Raw genomic sequence first — 17583 nt, forward strand, 5'->3', positions numbered from 1 at the left:
GAATGGAAGTAACAAACCATTCTCAACCTGCCTCTTTTCTATATTAAGTTCCTTCTATCCTATTCAAACAGAACCAGATTAATAAACGCCTGAAATGCTTCTGTCTGGAATTTATCCTTATGGAATACCACATGGTTCATGCAGCTAAGCTCCAGGTCCTTGACTTCAATCTCAACGATGTCTCCCTGCTTTATGGATTCATCGGCAAAGATCCTCGGTACAATCCCGATTCCAATGTTTTGCTTTACTGCCTGTAAAATCACATCGGAATTGGTGCTGGACCAGAGAGGTTCTGCGGACAGATTGTGAAGTGCCAGAGCATAATCAAAGGTATCCCGTAACGTACACCCGGATTCTCTTAACAGCAGAGGCTCCTTGATGAGCCTGTCTAATGGGACGGGCTGGGCGGTACGTTTGGCCAGTGGATGAACGGGAGAGCAGATCACAGCCATAGGATAAGAGGAGAAAGGGATCTTCTCCAGCTGGTCATCGGTGATGACACCTTCAATCAAACCGATATCCAGCTCATTTTTTAAGAGCTTGCTGGTGATCTCCTGGGAATTGGAGACCGTGACCCTGGTCTGGATGTCCGGATTGGAAATGGAAAAACGGGAGACCGCCTGGGGGAGTAAGTAGCTGGCAAGAGTCACGCAGGAGCCGATTCGGAGAGGAGCCTGCATGTGCAGTGTGCCGGAGTAGTTTTCCAAATCCTGATAAAGTTCCAGAAGGGGGATGACTTTAGACAAATAAAATTTTCCATTTTCGTTGATCACCACTCGCCGGGATACACGGTCAAATAAAGGAGAGCCAACGGATTCTTCCAGTTCATTGATGGCGTGGGAGATGGCGGGCTGGGTCATGGACAGAGCCTTGGCTGCTCCGGTAATACTTCCTTGCTCACACACCGTTTTAAAGATAGTAAGATGTCTTAAGTTCATGATAGAGTTCCTTCCATTACCAACGTGTTATATGATAATATTCATTATATCATTTTGATAATGGTATGAACAGACATTTTGTAAAAAATGTCGAATTTAATCAAAGCCTTAACATCATTAAGGATTCCGAAGCGTAGGTTCCGTCCCGGTACTTAAAGGCGTGCTCTCTGGTTCCGTAGGCTTCAAACCCAAATTTACGGTAAAGGGCCACGGCACGCTGGTTTTCCGAAACCACTTCAAGCTCCAGCTGTTCATAACCGATTTCCTTGGCTCCGCTTATGAGCGCAGACAGCAGATGGGACCCAATCCCCAGCCCCCAATAGTCCCGGCAGATTGAGATTCCGAAGGAGGCCCGGTGGGCATACCGCTGGTGCAGGGCAATGGGATTGATTCCTGCACTCCCCACCAGTATGCCATGGACAAAGGCACAGATCATCAAATCCTTTCTGCTTTTCAGACAGTTATGTAAAAATTGCTGTTCCTGAGGAATGGTGATGTCGATTTCATCCGGGTACCGGGCTAAATAATTGGTTTCCTCCGAAGCGGTTTTCATGGCGAGGAGCAGGGCGGCGGCATCTTCCGGGCCGGGGCTTCTCAAAATGCAGGAAATACCATTTTTTAATCGGACTTCTTTCGGTTTGAATTTCATGGCGTTACCTCCTGAATAGGAAAAAGAAAGCGGCAGATATGCGGCTTTCTTTTTCTGTGCGGTCAATCAAAATCAGGCAGTTTTACAGACGTTTTGCAACGGCTTTGATAAAAGCTTCGCTGTTTAAGACCGTTGGGTTTGGCAGGGTGGTAATGATGGCTAAGTCTTTTGTCATCTCACCGGCTTCTATGGTATCTATGGTGGCCTTTTCAAGCTTATCTGCAAAGGAAACCAGTTCGCTGTTTCCGTCCAGCTCCCCGCGCTTTCTTAATGCTCCGGTCCAGGCGAAAATGGTTGCTACGGAGTTGGTGGAAGTTTCCTGGCCCTTTAAGTGATTGTAATAGTGGCGCTGTACGGTTCCGTGGGCAGCTTCATACTCAAAATCTCCCTCCGGGGAAACCAGCACGGAGGTCATCATGGCGAGGGAGCCAAAGGCAGAAGAGATCATATCACTCATAACGTCCCCGTCGTAATTTTTACAAGCCCATATGTATCCCCCCTCGGATTTCATGACACGGGCAACCGCATCATCAATGAGGGTATAGAAATAGGTGATCCCTGCTTTTTCAAATGCCTCCTGATACTCCTTTTCAAAGATTTCCTGGAAAATATCTTTAAAGGTGTGGTCATACTTTTTGGAAATGGTATCTTTAGAAGAAAACCATAAATCCTGTTTGGTATCCAGTGCATATTTAAAACAGCTTTTTGCAAAGCTTTTAATGGAGTCGTTTAAGTTGTGCATGCCCTGGACAATGCCTGCGCCCTGAAAGGTATGAACGGTTTCTCTTGCTTCAGATCCGTCCTTGGCCGTATAGACAAGTTCCACCTTACCGGCACCGGGGATCTTCATCTCGGTGCCCTTGTAAACGTCACCATAAGCATGTCTTGCAATGGTAATCGGCTTTTTCCAGCTTTTCACACATGGTTCGATTCCCTTGACAACGATGGGAGCGCGGAATACGGTTCCGTCTAAGATGGCGCGGATGGTGCCGTTGGGACTTTTCCACATCTCTTTTAGATCGTATTCTTTCACGCGGTCCGCATTGGGAGTGATGGTGGCACATTTGACGGCAACTTTGTATTTTTTTGTGGCATTGGCGGAATCTACGGTTACCTGATCATTTGTCTCATCGCGGTGCTTCAGCCCCAGATCATAATACTCGGTCTTTAAGTCAATGTATGGGAGCAAAAGATTGTCTTTAATCATCTGCCAGAGAATCCGGGTCATCTCATCGCCATCCATCTCAACAATGGGGGTTGTCATCTTAATCTTATCCATGTGTTTGTCCTCCTGATAAATGTTGGTATTTTGCTATAGTATACGACAAAACTGGACATGGTACAAGTCTGTCTATGCAAATTTATTCAACCATTTTTGTATATTATACACAGTTTGGGGATCAATGAAATGTTCCACCTTTTCCACCTGTTCCAATTCATCGGTATTTTGATTGATATAGCAAAAAAAACGGTGGAGGACATTATGGCGGAACAGCAGATATTCCCCAAGCTCCATGCCTTCTTCTGTCAGAGAGACAGTGCCGTATTTTTCAAAGGCGACCAACCCCTGTTTCTTTAGATTCCCGGTCATTTTAGAAGCGGATGACGGCTTTACATGAAGGCATTCGGCCAGCTCTTTAATCCGGACAGGATGTCTTTCATGATGCAGCCTGCAGATCATCTCCAGATAATCTTCCATGGAGGAGGTTATTTTTGTCTGCTCCAAAAGAGAATAGCCTTTGAGCGTATAGAAATTATCAGCTTGGGTCATGCATATGTCTCCTTTTCCTGTAGTCATAATTCAATCCTATTCCAGGATAAGCAGTTCTATGATTCTGTAAGTATGAAATACCGGTATCCTCCATTGGAACAATATTTTCACTTGCTGCATATGTTAGGATATGGAAACTTGCGGAGGTAATCTGAATGAAGGAAAAGGTATGTTTATCTGATTTAAAAAGAGGCCAGAAAGCGATTATCTCAAAACTGGCAGCTTACGATGACATGAGAAGACGGTTGCAGGATATCGGTCTGATCGAAGGTACGGTGGTGGAATGCATGGGAAAAAGTCCTCTGGGGGACCCGACTGCATATTTAATAAGAGGAGCGGTAATCGCGCTTCGCAGCGAGGACGCAGGCCGTGTTCTGGTAGGGCCCCGTCCGGAAGAAGATATGACGCCTCATCAGGAAGAAGTGGCTGCAGCAGCGGTCAGCCAGGAGGAGGAGATATGGGACTAAGCAGGGATTCCGTAGGAATCAAATCTGTGGACCTTGGACTGGAAATCAAGAAACGAAGTAAAACGGATAAAGTCATTGCTTTGGCGGGAAATCCCAATGTGGGTAAGAGTACGGTGTTCAACCAGCTGACTGGGATGAATCAGCACACGGGCAACTGGCCTGGAAAAACCGTAGCCAACGCCCAGGGCTATTGCAGTGACGGCAGTCAGGGATATGTAATGGTCGATATCCCCGGCTGCTATTCCCTTATGGCACATTCTGCCGAAGAAGAGGTTGCCAGGGATTTTATCTGTTTTGAAAACCCGGATGCGGTGGTGGTGGTCTGTGATGCCACCTGTCTGGAGCGAAATTTAAATCTGGTCCTGCAGGTTCTGGAAGCCTCGCCTCATGCCGTGGTCTGCGTCAATTTGATGGATGAGGCGAAAAAAAAGAAGATCAGCCTCCGGCTTGATCTTTTGGAAGAGCGTCTTGGCGTGCCGGTGGCGGGGACCGCGGCAAGAAGCAAAAAGGGGCTGGATCAGCTTTATTCCGGCCTAAAACGCTGTCTGGAAGAAAAAGAAGAAGGAATGGAACGTCCTGTTCTCATTTGTTATCCGGAATACATTGAAGAAGCAATTACAAAGCTAACCCCAGTGGTAGAAAACATATCAGATATTAATGTCAACACCCGCTGGCTCTGTGCCAGACTTTTAGATTCCAATGAAAATCTTATGGGCGCTGTAAAAAAATATCTAAAACCGGTTGCAGAATCAAAAGAAGTGAGAGCCTGTCTGGAAGAACTGAGGAGAGAATGGAAGGACAGAGGGATTGATCAGGAAAAAATAAGTGATGATATGGCTTCCGCCTTTGTTAAGAAAGCGGAATATTTATGTACAGGAGTGGTGATTTACGAAAACCAGACCTACAACCGGAAAGACCGGAAACTGGATTGGCTCTTTACCAGCAAAATTACGGGGTTTCCCATTATGTTTCTGGTTTTGCTTTGCATCTTCTGGCTCACCATAACCGGAGCCAATTATCCGTCTCAGTTTTTGAGCAAGGTATTGTTTGGCCTGGAGGACTGGCTGGCCCGGACTGCAGACTGGGCCGGTGTGCCGGCTGTCATATCCAACCTTTTGATTCACGGCGTTTACCGGGTCCTTGCCTGGGTCGTGTCCGTCATGCTTCCGCCTATGGCCATATTTTTCCCACTGTTCACCCTTTTGGAAGATTTTGGTTACCTTCCCAGAGTGGCTTTTAATTTAGACCGCTGTTTTAAACGGTGTTCCGCCTGCGGGAAGCAGGCACTGACCATGTGTCAAAGGAAATCTATGCTTTTTTCGGACCGGAAACGGCCATTCTTCTCTTGACACATTTTCCTCAAAATGGTATAGTTACAACATCAAACTGTAACTAAAAATAGTACAGAAATTTTGGCTAAAAGCCGTATTATTTTTTTACAGAAGGGTAAAAAAGGAGGTACTGTGAGTGGGTTTTTCAATTGATGTGAGTGTTCCCGTTTTGACCGTATTTCTGCAGGGAATCGTAAGCTTTCTCTCCCCCTGTGTCCTTCCTCTGATTCCGCTTTATATCGGATATTTGTCGGGAGGGACAGGAAGGACCGGAGAAGATGGACATATCCATTACGACCGCAGAAAGGTCATGCTTCACACCATTTGTTTTGTCATCGGAATCAGCTTTGCATTTTTTCTGCTGGGATTTTCCGTTTCTGCCTTAGGCAGCTTTTTTAAATCCAATCAGCTGCTGTTTGCCAGAGCCGGAGGCATTTTGATTTTTCTGTTTGGTCTGTATCAATTGGGGGTGTTTGGAACCTCTTCTGTGTTGGAGAGAGACCGGAGACTTCCGTTATCCCTGGATAAATTTGCCATGTCTCCCCTTACCGCACTTCTTATGGGATTCACCTTTAGCTTTGCCTGGACGCCATGTGTGGGCCCGGCGCTGGCCAGTGTACTCATTATGGCTACTTCCGCTTCTACAAAGGCATTGGGCTTCGCCCTGATCGGCGTATATACCTTGGGGTTTGTCCTTCCCTTTCTGGCAGTCGGATTCTTTACAACAACCGTTCTGGAATTTTTCAAAACCCATCGGGATATAACCAAATATATGGGAAAGCTGGGCGGAGTGCTGATGCTGTTTATGGGGATACTCATGTTCACCGGAAAGATGAATGCAGTGAGCGGATATCTCTCTTCTCTTCCTATTCCATCCGTAACACAAGAGCAGGAGACAGAGGAACCCTCTGCGGCAAACGAGACCCCTCCGGAAACGGAAACGGAAGAGGAACAAAAGCCCCTTCCAGCCGTTGATTTCACATTAAAAGATCAGTTTGGAACGATCCACTCCCTGTCTGATTATAAAGGCAAGACCATATTCCTTAATTTCTGGGCGACCTGGTGTCCTCCCTGCCGTGCGGAGATGCCGGATATCCAGAAGCTGTATGAGACCCAGGATACGGAAGGCGATAACGCGGTGATTATTCTTGGAGTAGCAGCACCAAACTACGGAACCGAAAAAGACGAACAGGGAATCAGGGATTTCTTAAAAGAGAATGGATATACGTATCCGGTACTCATGGATACAGATGCAGAACTATTTGAAGCTTACGGCATTTATTCCTTTCCCACCACCTATATGATCGACCGGGAGGGAAATGTATTTGGATATGCCAGCGGGCAGTTATCAATGGATATGATGCACAGCATTATTGAACAGACACTGAAAGGAGAGCGGGATTAATACTATGGATAAAAACAGGGCAAAAAGGCTTCGGTCCAGAAGAAGAAACAGAAAGATCGCTTATGGGGTATTGACATTATCCGTCCTGACATCTGTCTGGTTATTATATTCTAATGTATTCTCAGCCAGTCCGACGAATACAGACAGGAAAAAAGACGGAAGCGGACAGGAAATAAGTGAACAGACCGCAGATTTATCGAAAAAGCTGAAATCCGCCAAAATCGGAACCACGGATCTGACAGGTCTTACCATTCAGGAGGCGGAAGACACCATCGAGGAACGGTATCAGTGGGAGCTGATGGTAAACAACGGTTCAGACAGCGTATTGCTGGATAATCTCATAGACAGCCAGATTAAGGATATCAAAAGAAAGCTGGAAGAGACGTCTCCCGACGAGACGCAGGAGTATCATATTGATTATGAAGCGATGCGGGAACCATTTACCAGACAGGCGGCGGAATTGGCCGGGAAATGGAAGGAAAGCCCGGTAAATGCAGAACTGGAATCCTTTGATAAGGAAACCGGAACTTACCGCTATACCCAGGGTAAGAACGGACGAACCCTGGACCAGGAAAAGCTGGTGGAGCAGCTGATGGAGGCCGTGAAAGCAGAGGATTATCAGGCGGAGATACAAGCGGAGTTTGACCAGACACTCCCGGACAGGACCCAGGTTCAGGCAAAAGAACAGTACCGGGTTATAGGAACCTTTACCACCACCACCACAAATAATAAGAACAGGAACAAAAATATCAGCCTGGCGGTGGACGCTATCAATGGAATGGTTTTAAAACCGGGGGAAGAATTTTCCTTTAACAATGCCACCGGAAACCGGACCAGGGAAAAAGGATACCAGCCGGCAGGCGCATACCGCAACGGCGTGCTGATCGAGGAACCTGGCGGAGGAGTCTGCCAGGTCTCCACTACCTTGTATCATTCCATCATAGAAAGCGGATTTAAGACTACGGAGCGCAATTCCCATAGCTTTGCACCTGCTTACGTGGAAAAAGGACAGGACGCCATGGTCAGCTTTGACGGATATGCGGGACCGGATTTAAAGTTTAAGAACACCAGCAGCAGTTCCATTGTTATCCGTGCTTCCCTGGATGGAAGGACCCTAAAGATTTCCATCGTAGGCATTCCGTTTCTAAAAGACGGCGAAAAGGTAACCATTCGTTCCCAGAAGGTAAGGGATTTGGAGCCTGTGACACCGGTTTATGAAGAAAATCCCTCCCTTCCTTTTGGAACAGAAAAAATCGTTGACAAAGGAAGCACAGGCAGCGTCTATAAGAGCTACCGTGTCCTGAAAAAGGGAGATACGGTTATGAAGGAAGAACCGCTTCATAACAGCACGTACAAAGGAAAGCCAGCAGTCATCCAGAGAAATACCACTCACAAGCCGGTTGAAACAGAGCCAGAGACTACGGCAGAGACCCAGCCGGAGACAACCGCTCCGGAGATTCATGGCCCGGGTGCTGCTCTGCCCCCTGCCGAAGCGCCAGAGCAGCCGCAGGTGTAAGGCCGGATAAAAAAGTCAGTATTTTGCTAAGGCAGAATGCTGGCTTTTTTTGAAAACTTTGAAAACGTATATCGTACAAGCCGGACGGAATAAGATTTTCCAGGAGGTGTTCCCATGGATACGATCAATCATGCGACCGATGAGAAAAAGCTTACCGACGTAAAGGTGGAACGGATCTACGTTGGAGAGAAGACGGCAAAGCAGCTGGTCCTGGAACTTCTTAAAAAACGAAGGGAATCCGGAGGGCAATTTTCATGAGCCCGGAATATCAGGCCGGCTTATATATGCGGCTTTCCAGGGATGACGGAGCCGGTGAGAGCGCCAGCATCAGTACCCAGAGAAAAATGCTCCGTTCCTATGCAAAGGAACATGGGTTTGTAGTTTACGGGGAATACGTGGATGACGGCTTCAGCGGCACCAGCTTTCAACGCCCTGCATGGGAACGGCTCATCAGCGATATTGAAGCCAAAAGAGTGAATCTGGTGATTACCAAGGATTTGTCCCGCCTCGGCAGGGATTATATTTTAACCGGGCAATTTACGGAAATCTATTTTCCGGCTAAAAAAGTACGCTATATTGCCATCAACGATGGGTATGATTCCGATAGTCCCTTAAATGATATTGCTCCATTTAAAAATATAGTCAATGAAATGTATGCGAGGGACACGTCAAAAAAGATCCGCAGCGCGTTTCAGACCAAGATCAGGGAAGGCGCCTTTATCGGCAATTTTGCCCCATACGGATACCAAAAGGACCCTGTAAATAAAAATCATCTGGTAATTGATCCCATAACAGCTCCCATTGTCCGGGAAATCTTTGAACGGGCGGACCGGGGAGAATCCCCCTCCACAATCGCCGATGCCTTAAATCAGAGACAGGTACTGACACCCGCCATGTACCGCTGTATCAGACACCCTTATCTGCAGCCGGCTGAGCCCTCCGGCCGGAAGGGGTGGACCTCAGGGACCATTTGCAAAATGCTTAAAAATGCCGTTTACCTGGGTCATGTCGTGCAGGGAAAGACCTCCAAGCTTTCCTTTAAAAGCAACATCACCCTTTCTCACCCGAAAGAAGAATGGGTGGTGGTAAAACATATGCATGAGCCACTTATTTCCCAGGACGTATTTGAACGGATTAAAAGAAGGAGTGTCCCTCGGAAAAATCTTCGGGAAACAGATTTTATCAATGCTTTTTCCGGAATTGCCGTATGCGGGGACTGCAAAAGAAACATGTCTGTCACAGGAAAAAAAGGAAAGCCCCGGTCTTACCGCCTGGTATGCGGAGGATATAAGCAGTATGGAACCAAAAAATGCACCAGTCATTCTATAGACTATGATCTTTTATATGAGACGGTATTAAAAGAAATCAAAGATTTACTTGATCTTACGAAGCAGGAAAAAGAGGAGATTAAAAGAAAACTTAGGCAGTCGGAATCCATAAAAAAAGAAACCTTTGAAGAACGGTCAGCGGCACCATTAAAAAAGCGGAACCGAGAGATTTCCCGTATCATTGGTCAGCTCTATGAGGATAAAGTGAACCAGAGAATCAGTGAAGAACGCTTTTATGAAATGCTGGCTTCTTTGGAAAAAGAGCAAAAGGAGATTACGGCAGGATTACGGTCTTTAACGGAAAGAAATGCTGAAAGGGAACCTGGGGAACAGGTGCAGACGTGTCAGGGAGAAGAGCTTTTCAAAGAGATATCAGGCGAAAGAAAACTGACCAGGGATTTCATCGGAAAATTTATTGAAAAAATCGAAATATGTCAGAGCCGAGAGGACGTTCATGAGGGGAAATGCCGCAGGTGTCAGACCATCCGGATCTACTTCAGGACCAATGGTCCGTCACAAGAAGAATGAAACGGCATAAATTTCCCCTGTCATGTGCATGGGCTTTGGCTGCAATGCGGCAGGGATCGTCGGGTGCCGGATTATTGATTCCCCAAGAGAACGGTTGATTGCTATGATCACCAACAATTTTGTCCCTTGTAACGGGCGGTTTCCCACCATGATCGCCATTATTACCATGTTTTTTGTAGGAGGGGCCACCGGTTTATTTTCCTCTGTTTTATCGGCTGCCATCTTATCCGGAGTGATTGTTCTTGGGATTCTGACTACGTTGGTGATTTCAAAGGTACTTTCCGTTACTATTTTAAAGGGGATCCCCTCATCCTTTACGCTGGAGCTGCCGCCATACCGGAGGCCCCAGGTGGGGAAAGTCATTGTGCGATCCATTTTTGACCGTACCTTATTTGTGCTGGGCCGTGCCGTAATCGTTGCGGCTCCCGCCGGTATGGTCATCTGGCTTATGGCCAATTTAACCGTTGGAGATGCCACCCTGCTGTCCCTCTGCTCCGGATTTTTAGACCCGTTTGCTCAAATGATTGGATTAGATGGCGTCATTTTGCTGGCGTTTATTCTTGGTTTTCCGGCAAACGAGATCGTGGTTCCCATTATTATCATGGCTTATATGGCGGAAGGAAAACTTCTGGAAATTGATGATTTGTCTGTATTGAAAAATCTTCTGGTGGCCAATGGCTGGACCTGGATCACAGCGGTCAGCACCCTGCTGTTTTCTCTGATGCACTGGCCCTGTTCGACCACCTGTCTTACCATCAGAAAGGAAACCCAGAGTATGAAATGGACCATAGTTTCCTGGCTGGTCCCCACCATAACCGGCGTTCTCGTATGCTTTGTGTTCACCACCGTTGCCAGGGCCTTTGTGTAATGTTTAAACGTTCTCCGTTCTGTCCACAATCATAGTAGACTATTTAGTGAAAGGAGGGAGAAGCGTGAATCGGAGTTACCGCGTTTACGCCCTGTCGGACCGGAGAAAAGCCAGAAGTATTGTAAAGGAAATCTCCAAAGTCGACGGAGTGCAGGGGATACAAATTTCAGATGATTTAAAAGAAATGAGCATTAAAATGGAAACCGGAAAAACGACCGCTGTCATGGAGCGGGTGGTAAACATCTGCAACCGCATCTCTTACGGCTGTGAAGTAAAATACAAGTTCACATAGCCCTTGTTTATAGGAAACTGCCAAACGCCGCGGGATACTGAAATCCAGTATATCCGTGGCGTTTTCCATTGCGTCAAATCCAGTATTTGTAAACTTTAGATATAGTTTGTAAAGCTTTGGAAAAGTCACTTGAATAATGAAGCCGTTGGATTTATTCTGGGGAGGTGAGAAGTACTTCCATCATGGTATAAAAAAGCAATCACGCAAAAATGAGCGTGGCAACTAGGAGGAATGATGTATGAACAGGAGAAAGAAGTATGGAGCTGCGTTTCTTTCCGCTGCCCTGACACTGGTATTGGCGGGAGGATATGCGTATGCGGCAACCAAACATTTTGCAGATTCCACGAAGGATGAAGCCTGGGATAATTGGGTACAGAAATGGGAAAACCAGGTGAGCACAGATTATGAAAAAGTTGCGCTGACTCCAGGGGCGGATGAGACTCAGATGAATTTTGCCTGGTACTCCAGGGCGGACAAGGAAGCAACACCGAAGATCGAACTTTCCACCAACAGCAATATGAGCGGTGCAAAGGTATTTGAAGGTGAGGCCACCCAGGCAATTGACGGATATAGGAGCAATAAGGCGACTGCTACGGCTCTGCAGGAAAATACCACGTACTATTACCGTTACTATAAAAATGGAGAGCCAAGCCAGATCTCTTCCTTTAAAACACACAGCTTTAACAGCTATACCATGCTTTATGTAGGAGATCCCCAGATCGGCGCATCCAAGGGACAAACCACCTCCAGAGGGGATAAGCTGGAGAATTCATCCCCATTGAATACGGCAGCCAGAAATGATTCCTTTAGCTGGAACAAGACCTTAAATATGGCCATGGCTGCAAACCCGGATGTCAGCTTTGTCCTTTCCGCCGGCGATCAGATCAATAAAAATGTAGAAGGCAGAGATCCGGGCAATGAAGTGGAATACGCCGGTTTTCTCAGTGCCGACTGGATGGATTCCCTGCCCGTTGCCACAACCATCGGCAATCACGATTCCACCAACGAAAGCTACAGCTATCATTTCAATAACCCCAATGACACCCAGCTGGGAAAGACCGCTGCGGGAGGAGATTATTTTTATAAATACGGCCCGGCTCTGTATGTGGTTTTAAACACCAACAATTATAACTGTGCGGAGCATGAACAGGTGTTAAAACAAGCAGTAGCCGCCTATCCCAAAACGGCCTGGAGAATCGTAATGATTCATCAGGATATCTATGGCAGCGGGCTGGATCATTCCGATTCGGACGGCATCGTGCTGAGAAGCCAGCTGACCCCTCTGATGGACAAATACGATGTGGATGTGGTGCTGCAGGGACATGACCATACCTATTCCAGAAGCTATCTGTTAAAATCCGATTCCAAAACCCATGCGAAGTATGATTTCTATGACTGGGATCATGTCAAGGATGAAGCAGGAGAGGTACTTCCTTATAACAATTCTGTCTATCAGGATGAAAATAACTGCTACACCATTGCCAATACCATGTCCGGAAGCGTGACCAATGCGGATGGCACCCTTTACATGGAAGCCAATTCCTCAACCGGCAGCAAGTATTACGAATTGATCCCCACCCAGCAGGATTATATTGCGGCGAGAAACCAGAACTGGAATCCAACTTATTCAGTGATCCGTATCAATCAGAATACCTTTACCATTGATACATATGAGATTGCAGGCGGACGGCTGCAGAATATCGACCAAACCTTTACCTTAAAAAAGACCAGCACTTCGAGAAGATAGAAAAATGTATTCTGTATTTCATGGGGCGTCTGATTCCGTCAGGCGCCTCGCCGCTTCCTTAAAAGCCGGTGCCAGTACCATTGCCGGCCTGTGGAAGCGCAGAGAAAGTGAGGAAGTATAAGCATGGAGCAGATTTCTAAATCGGTAAAATTTTTACATAGTCATGGAGGAAAGCGGATCCAGTGGGTGTTGTTTGCCGTTTTTATGGCAGCATTTGCCCTTTTTTTGCTTCGGTTTAATCAGGTGGATATCGCCAGTCTGGTATCCACAGAGGGAAGGACCTTTGAGCGGGCAACGGTGGTTAAAATTTTAAAGGACAATGTACAGGAAGATGGAAACCGGGTGGGGCAGCAGAGTGTTTTAATAGAGGTTAAGACAGGACCTAAGAAGGGGGAGATTGTGGAGGCCACCAGCAACAACGGTTATCTCTTTGGAGCCGCCTGCCGGCCTGGAATGGGGGTAATAGACATACAAAGTCTTGCCGGGGACATCTCCCTTCATACGGTGTACAGCTTTGACCGGGAATGGGCGGTTTTAGGATTTATTGCAATATTTCTGGCTGTGGTTTGTCTTATCGGAGGGAAAAAGGGGATTCTCGCCTGCGTGGGTCTGATTTTTACGTTCATCTGCATCATCTGGTTTTATATCCCCATGATCTATAAGGGATATTCGCCCTTTCTTGCGGCGATCCTTGTGGCCGCCGTTACCACGTTTGTGATCATGTATCTTCTTGGAGGCTGGTCCGGGAAAACCATCTGCGCCGTAATCGGAACGGTAGGGGGAGTTGTGATTGCCGGGATTTCGGCTTTCCTGTTTGGAAAGGCGGCCCATTTGACCGGATACAACGCACCGGAAATCGAGTCTCTGCTGGTACTGGAAAACATCCGGGGAATCCGGGTAGGAGAGCTGTTGTTTTCCGGACTATTGATCTCCGCTCTGGGAGCGGTTATGGATGTGGCAATGGCCATTTCCTCTACCGTATTTGAAATCCATGATCAGATGCCTCACCTGGATAGAAAGGGACTGTTCCGTTCGGGAATGAATGTAGGACGGGATGCCATGGGAACCATGGCTAACACTTTGATTCTGGCCTTTGTGGGGAGCGGAGTCAGTACCCTGATTTTAACCTATGCCTATGAATTGCCTTATCTTCAGATCATCAATTCCAATAATATGGTAATTGAAGTGATGCAGGGAATTTCCGGAAGTATGGGAGTGATTCTGACGGTACCCATCGTTTCGCTGATCGCATCGTTTGTGGCAGCAGGAAGAAAGCCAGAGGTGTCCGGACGCTTATCTTCAGAAACCATCACTGAGACAGTATCAGACTAAAAAAGGACTGCCTTTGATGACATCATCTGTCATCAAAGGCAGTCCTTTTATAATTCGATTAATGAGCCTTTTTTGCGTATTCACCGATCTTCTTGTCCATGTTGGAAATATGCTTGGTAAGCCATTCCAGGATCATCTGGTTGGCATTCAAAATTACCAGTAAATTTCCTCCGGACGCATTGTAATCATTTTTTAGCTTGGTTAGCTGTGAAATAAAGGCAGTATGTGCTTTTTTCTGTTCTTCATATCCCGGATAATGGATGCTGAGCATGTATTTTTCCTCATCCGCAAAATGTTTTTTGGTATAATCATCCAAAAAGGCAAGAAGCTCCCCCACATATTCTTTGGCCCGGTTGTTCTTTCCTGCTTCAAAAAGGGCCTCTGCTTTTTCAAACCACATCTTATGCTGATCATCTATCATTGATATTCCAACGGATAAATTCGTTGTCCATGGCATAAGTACTCCCTCCTTACTGGTATTTATTTGATATCTATGATTATAAACCCATAATATGGAAAAATCAAGCAAATTAGCCAATACAAAAAATAAAAACTATTATTAATATTTCCTTTGATATAGGTAAAACCTAAGTCCAAAAGGTACATATAAAATTGACGTACCTCTGCTGCAATGTTATAATTTTTATTTAGTAAACTGTAAGGGAGAAAGAACATGGAGGCAGAGGGAATCCGTCTGAATAAATTTTTAAGTGAAGCAGGGATCTGTTCCCGCAGGGAGGCGGACCGTCTCATAGAAGCAGGTAAGGTACGGATTGATGGACAGGCTGCATCAACCGGACAGAAGGTTCTGCCGGGCCAGACTGTTTTGGTCAATGGGCGTATCATAACGGCAGCGGGAGGGAATAAGAGTCATAAGGAAAAACCGGTCCTTCTGGCAGTTTATAAGCCCAAAGGCATCGTATGCACCACATCCCACAAAGACCGTGCTCCAAATATTGTGGACATGATAGATTATCCTGTCCGCATCTATCCCGTGGGCCGACTGGATAAAGATTCCGAAGGCCTGATTCTTATGACGAATCAGGGTGAACTTGTGAATAAAATAATGCGCAGCGGAAATGCTCATGAAAAGGAATATCTTGTGAAAGTAAACCGCCCCGTCACCGATGACTTTATCCGCAAGCTGAAAAAAGGAGTGTTCCTGTCCGAGCTGGACGTGACTACAAAACCCTGTTTTGCAGCTAAAACCGGAGAAAAGGCATTTAAGATCGTTTTGACCCAGGGCCTGAACCGCCAGATCAGGCGGATGTGCGGAGAGTTAGGCTATGAAGTGCGGCTGTTGAAACGAATGCGGATTATGAATGTGGAACTGGGAGATTTAAAACCCGGCGCTTACCGGGAGCTTTCAAAGAGAGAATACCACCAGATGAAGGAAGCCTTAAAAGGCTCAAGCAATCTTTCCTATAAAGAACAAAAAAAGGAGTTATCTGATGGACGCCAAACTAGATAGAATGAAAGAACTGATCCAGGTTTTAAATGAGGCGGGGAAAGCCTATTACCAGGAAAGCCGTGAGATCATGAGCAATTTTGAATACGACAGACTCTACGATGAACTGCAGAAGCTGGAAAAGGAGACCGGAGTGATCCTATCCAAAAGCCCCACCCAGAACGTGGGCTTCCATGTGCTGAGTGAACTCCCAAAAGAAGCACACGAAAGCCCTATGTTATCCCTTGATAAGACAAAAAGCGTGGAAGAGCTGGAGGAATGGCTGGGCAGCCAGAAAGGGATTTTATCCTGGAAGCTTGACGGTCTGACCGTTGTTCTTAACTACAACCACGGAACTCTTCAAAAAGCCGTGACCCGGGGAAATGGGGAAATCGGGGAGGTCATAACAAATAATGCAAAGGTATTTTCCAATATTCCTCTTACGATATCCCACCAGGAAGAGCTTGTACTGAGAGGTGAGGCGGTCATCAAATATTCCGATTTTAACCGGATCAATGAAGAAATTGGTGATGTGGCAGCCAGGTATAAGAATCCCCGAAATTTGTGCAGCGGTTCTGTCCGGCAGCTAAACAACGAGATCACAGCCCAAAGAAACGTCAATTTTATGGCATTTGCTCTGGTATCTGCAGAAGGGGTTGACTTTAATAACTCCAGAAGAGTTCAGTTTGAGTGGCTGAAAGAGCAGGGCTTTGATGTGGTGGATTACAAGACCGTAACAAGGGAAACACTGGCTGACACTGTGAAAGAGTTTGCAAAGGAGGTTGGGAACTATGATATCCCATCCGACGGGCTGGTGCTTTTATTAGACGATATTTCTTACGGCCAGTCTCTTGGCCGGACGGCAAAGTTTCCCCGCAATGCCATCGCATTTAAATGGGCAGACGAGATCAGGGAGACGACCCTTGTAAAAATCCTTTGGAGCCCGTCAAGGACCGGTCTCATCAACCCGGTTGCCATCTTTGAACCCGTAGAGTTGGAAGGGACCACCGTAAGCCGTGCCAGTGTCCACAACCTAAGCATCATGGAAGCGTTACAGCTTGGAGAAGGAGATCAGATCACCGTGTATAAGGCGAACATGATCATTCCTCAGATCGCCGACAATCTGACAAGGAGCGGAACCATTAAGATTCCGGAAGAATGTCCGGTTTGTTCCGGAAAAACAGAGATCCGAAAGGTCAATGACGTAAAGAGCTTATACTGTACCAATCCGGATTGCCAGGCAAAGAAGATAAAGAGCTTTTCACTCTTTGTCAGCCGGGATGCCTTAAATATCGACGGACTTTCCGAAGCCACCCTGGAAAAATTTATCGGCGCCGGCTTTATCCGGGAATATGCAGACATTTTCCATTTGGAGCAGTATGAGGAAAGCATTACTCAAATGGAGGGATTCGGGAAAAAGTCCTACGATAATCTGATACAGGCGGTGAAGAATGCGTCCCATACCACCCTTCCAAGGCTGATCTATGGACTTGGAATAGCCGGGATCGGCCTGGCAAATGCCAAGATGCTCTGCAGAGAGTTCCGGTTCGATTTTGAGAGAATGCGCCATGCAGAAGAAGAGGAACTGATTTCCGTCCCGGGAATCGGAAAAGTCCTTGCGGATGCCTGGATCAATTATTTCAAGCAGGACAAGAACAATGAGATGGTGGACCGGCTTCTTAGTGAAGTCACCATCGGGCAGATGGCAGAAACAGAAGAAAATACAAAGCTGGAGGGGAAAATTTTTGTCATCACCGGTTCGGTGAATCACTTTGAAAACCGGAAAGCGCTTCAGGAAGCCATTGAAGCCCAGGGAGGAAAGGTCACTGGTTCTGTTACTTCAAAAACCACGTATTTAATCAACAACGACACCACGTCCAATTCTTCCAAGAATAAAAAGGCGAAGGAACTGGGAGTGCCTATTATATCAGAGGAAGATTTTATAAAAATACTGGAGGAATAAA

General features: G+C 46.5%; 16 protein-coding genes and 1 pseudogene. 12 read left to right on the plus strand and 5 right to left on the minus strand.

All coding sequences use genetic code 11. The features are described 5' to 3' along the window. Positions 1-59: 59 nt before the first annotated feature. From VIG27_RS03425 to VIG27_RS03440, 4 genes are all read right to left on the minus strand, one after another. The gene (locus tag VIG27_RS03425) at positions 60-938 is read right to left on the minus strand and encodes a LysR family transcriptional regulator (RefSeq protein WP_394525220.1); all 879 of its coding nucleotides are present in this window, start codon (positions 936-938) and stop codon (positions 60-62) included. 100 nt (positions 939-1038) lie between these two features. After that, positions 1039-1587: a GNAT family N-acetyltransferase gene (locus VIG27_RS03430; protein ID WP_394525223.1), complete on the minus strand. Its 549-nt coding sequence runs from the start codon at positions 1585-1587 to the stop codon at positions 1039-1041. An 82-nt stretch (positions 1588-1669) separates the two neighbouring features. Next, positions 1670-2866, minus strand: a complete 1197-nt coding sequence (locus tag VIG27_RS03435; RefSeq protein ID WP_394525225.1) for an NADP-dependent isocitrate dehydrogenase — start codon at positions 2864-2866, stop codon at positions 1670-1672. Positions 2867-2938: 72 nt separating this feature from the next. Further along, positions 2939-3358 carry a metal-dependent transcriptional regulator gene (locus tag VIG27_RS03440; RefSeq protein ID WP_394525227.1) on the minus strand — a complete coding sequence of 140 codons (420 nt, stop codon included), beginning with the start codon at positions 3356-3358 and terminating at the stop codon, positions 2939-2941. Positions 3359-3513: 155 nt separating this feature from the next. Between VIG27_RS03440 and VIG27_RS03445 the strand changes: the two genes are divergently transcribed. The 10 genes and pseudogenes from VIG27_RS03445 to VIG27_RS03490 all read left to right on the plus strand — a co-directional run bounded on the left by VIG27_RS03445 (position 3514) and on the right by VIG27_RS03490 (position 14172). Then, positions 3514-3825 carry a FeoA family protein gene (locus VIG27_RS03445; protein ID WP_394525228.1) on the plus strand — a complete coding sequence of 104 codons (312 nt, stop codon included), beginning with the start codon at positions 3514-3516 and terminating at the stop codon, positions 3823-3825. After that, positions 3816-5174: a FeoB small GTPase domain-containing protein gene (locus tag VIG27_RS03450; protein ID WP_394525230.1), complete on the plus strand. Its 1359-nt coding sequence runs from the start codon at positions 3816-3818 to the stop codon at positions 5172-5174. Before VIG27_RS03445 ends, VIG27_RS03450 begins: the two co-directional genes overlap by 10 nt. Positions 5175-5292: 118 nt before the next feature. Beyond that, entirely contained in the window at positions 5293-6561 is a 1269-nt protein-coding gene (locus VIG27_RS03455) for a cytochrome c biogenesis protein CcdA (RefSeq protein ID WP_394525232.1), read from the plus strand. Between the two features lie 4 nt (positions 6562-6565). Beyond that, complete coding sequence (locus VIG27_RS03460; RefSeq protein ID WP_394525234.1) at positions 6566-8077, plus strand: VanW family protein; 1512 nt, start codon at positions 6566-6568, stop codon at positions 8075-8077. A 114-nt stretch (positions 8078-8191) separates the two neighbouring features. Further along, a complete protein-coding gene (locus VIG27_RS03465; protein WP_394525235.1) occupies positions 8192-8335 on the plus strand; it encodes a hypothetical protein in 144 nt (47 codons plus the stop codon). After that, positions 8332-9933, plus strand: coding sequence for a recombinase family protein (locus tag VIG27_RS03470; protein WP_394525240.1), 1602 nt, complete (start codon positions 8332-8334; stop codon positions 9931-9933). The genes VIG27_RS03465 and VIG27_RS03470 overlap by 4 nt, the downstream gene beginning before the upstream one ends. A gap of 22 nt (positions 9934-9955) precedes the next feature. Continuing rightward, positions 9956-10801, plus strand: a pseudogene (locus tag VIG27_RS03475) (nucleoside recognition domain-containing protein); the annotation flags it as partial. Between the two features lie 64 nt (positions 10802-10865). Continuing rightward, positions 10866-11093: a hypothetical protein gene (locus VIG27_RS03480; protein ID WP_394525241.1), complete on the plus strand. Its 228-nt coding sequence runs from the start codon at positions 10866-10868 to the stop codon at positions 11091-11093. 238 nt (positions 11094-11331) lie between these two features. Further along, positions 11332-12840, plus strand: coding sequence for a metallophosphoesterase (locus VIG27_RS03485; RefSeq protein WP_394525242.1), 1509 nt, complete (start codon positions 11332-11334; stop codon positions 12838-12840). A gap of 123 nt (positions 12841-12963) precedes the next feature. Further along, the gene (locus VIG27_RS03490; RefSeq protein ID WP_394525243.1) at positions 12964-14172 is read left to right on the plus strand and encodes a YibE/F family protein; all 1209 of its coding nucleotides are present in this window, start codon (positions 12964-12966) and stop codon (positions 14170-14172) included. A gap of 58 nt (positions 14173-14230) precedes the next feature. On the opposite strand, the gene VIG27_RS03495 is transcribed toward VIG27_RS03490, so the two are convergent. Continuing rightward, positions 14231-14629 (minus strand): bacteriohemerythrin, encoded by a 399-nt coding sequence (locus tag VIG27_RS03495; protein WP_394525246.1) that lies wholly within the window; start codon positions 14627-14629, stop codon positions 14231-14233. A 216-nt stretch (positions 14630-14845) separates the two neighbouring features. Here VIG27_RS03495 and VIG27_RS03500 point away from each other — a divergent pair, with 216 nt between their 5' ends. Both VIG27_RS03500 and ligA read left to right on the plus strand, forming a co-directional pair. Next, complete coding sequence (locus VIG27_RS03500; RefSeq protein WP_394525247.1) at positions 14846-15643, plus strand: pseudouridine synthase; 798 nt, start codon at positions 14846-14848, stop codon at positions 15641-15643. Further along, positions 15624-17582, plus strand: a complete 1959-nt coding sequence (gene ligA, locus VIG27_RS03505) for an NAD-dependent DNA ligase LigA (protein WP_394525248.1) — start codon at positions 15624-15626, stop codon at positions 17580-17582. Before VIG27_RS03500 ends, ligA begins: the two co-directional genes overlap by 20 nt. Position 17583 lies beyond the last annotated feature (1 nt).

The sequence above is a fragment of the Lacrimispora sinapis genome (genome assembly GCF_043633585.1).
In the GTDB taxonomy this organism is placed as follows: Bacteria; Bacillota; Clostridia; order Lachnospirales; family Lachnospiraceae; genus Lacrimispora; species Lacrimispora sinapis.

Excerpts from the sequence above, each read along its gene's own strand:
- VIG27_RS03500 (WP_394525247.1), top strand. The coding sequence starts at position 14,846 with ATGGAGGCAGAGGGAATCCGTCTGAATAAATTTTTAAGTGAAGCAGGG.
- VIG27_RS03460 (WP_394525234.1), top strand. The coding sequence starts at position 6,566 with ATGGATAAAAACAGGGCAAAAAGGCTTCGGTCCAGAAGAAGAAACAGA.
- VIG27_RS03425 (WP_394525220.1), bottom strand. The coding sequence starts at position 938 with ATGAACTTAAGACATCTTACTATCTTTAAAACGGTGTGTGAGCAAGGA.
- VIG27_RS03435 (WP_394525225.1), bottom strand. The coding sequence starts at position 2,866 with ATGGATAAGATTAAGATGACAACCCCCATTGTTGAGATGGATGGCGAT.
- VIG27_RS03485 (WP_394525242.1), top strand. The coding sequence starts at position 11,332 with ATGAACAGGAGAAAGAAGTATGGAGCTGCGTTTCTTTCCGCTGCCCTG.
- VIG27_RS03470 (WP_394525240.1), top strand. The coding sequence starts at position 8,332 with ATGAGCCCGGAATATCAGGCCGGCTTATATATGCGGCTTTCCAGGGAT.
- VIG27_RS03445 (WP_394525228.1), top strand. The coding sequence starts at position 3,514 with ATGAAGGAAAAGGTATGTTTATCTGATTTAAAAAGAGGCCAGAAAGCG.
- VIG27_RS03495 (WP_394525246.1), bottom strand. The coding sequence starts at position 14,629 with ATGCCATGGACAACGAATTTATCCGTTGGAATATCAATGATAGATGAT.
- VIG27_RS03450 (WP_394525230.1), top strand. The coding sequence starts at position 3,816 with ATGGGACTAAGCAGGGATTCCGTAGGAATCAAATCTGTGGACCTTGGA.
- VIG27_RS03465 (WP_394525235.1), top strand. The coding sequence starts at position 8,192 with ATGGATACGATCAATCATGCGACCGATGAGAAAAAGCTTACCGACGTA.
- ligA (WP_394525248.1), top strand. The coding sequence starts at position 15,624 with ATGGACGCCAAACTAGATAGAATGAAAGAACTGATCCAGGTTTTAAAT.
- VIG27_RS03440 (WP_394525227.1), bottom strand. The coding sequence starts at position 3,358 with ATGACCCAAGCTGATAATTTCTATACGCTCAAAGGCTATTCTCTTTTG.
- VIG27_RS03430 (WP_394525223.1), bottom strand. The coding sequence starts at position 1,587 with ATGAAATTCAAACCGAAAGAAGTCCGATTAAAAAATGGTATTTCCTGC.
- VIG27_RS03490 (WP_394525243.1), top strand. The coding sequence starts at position 12,964 with ATGGAGCAGATTTCTAAATCGGTAAAATTTTTACATAGTCATGGAGGA.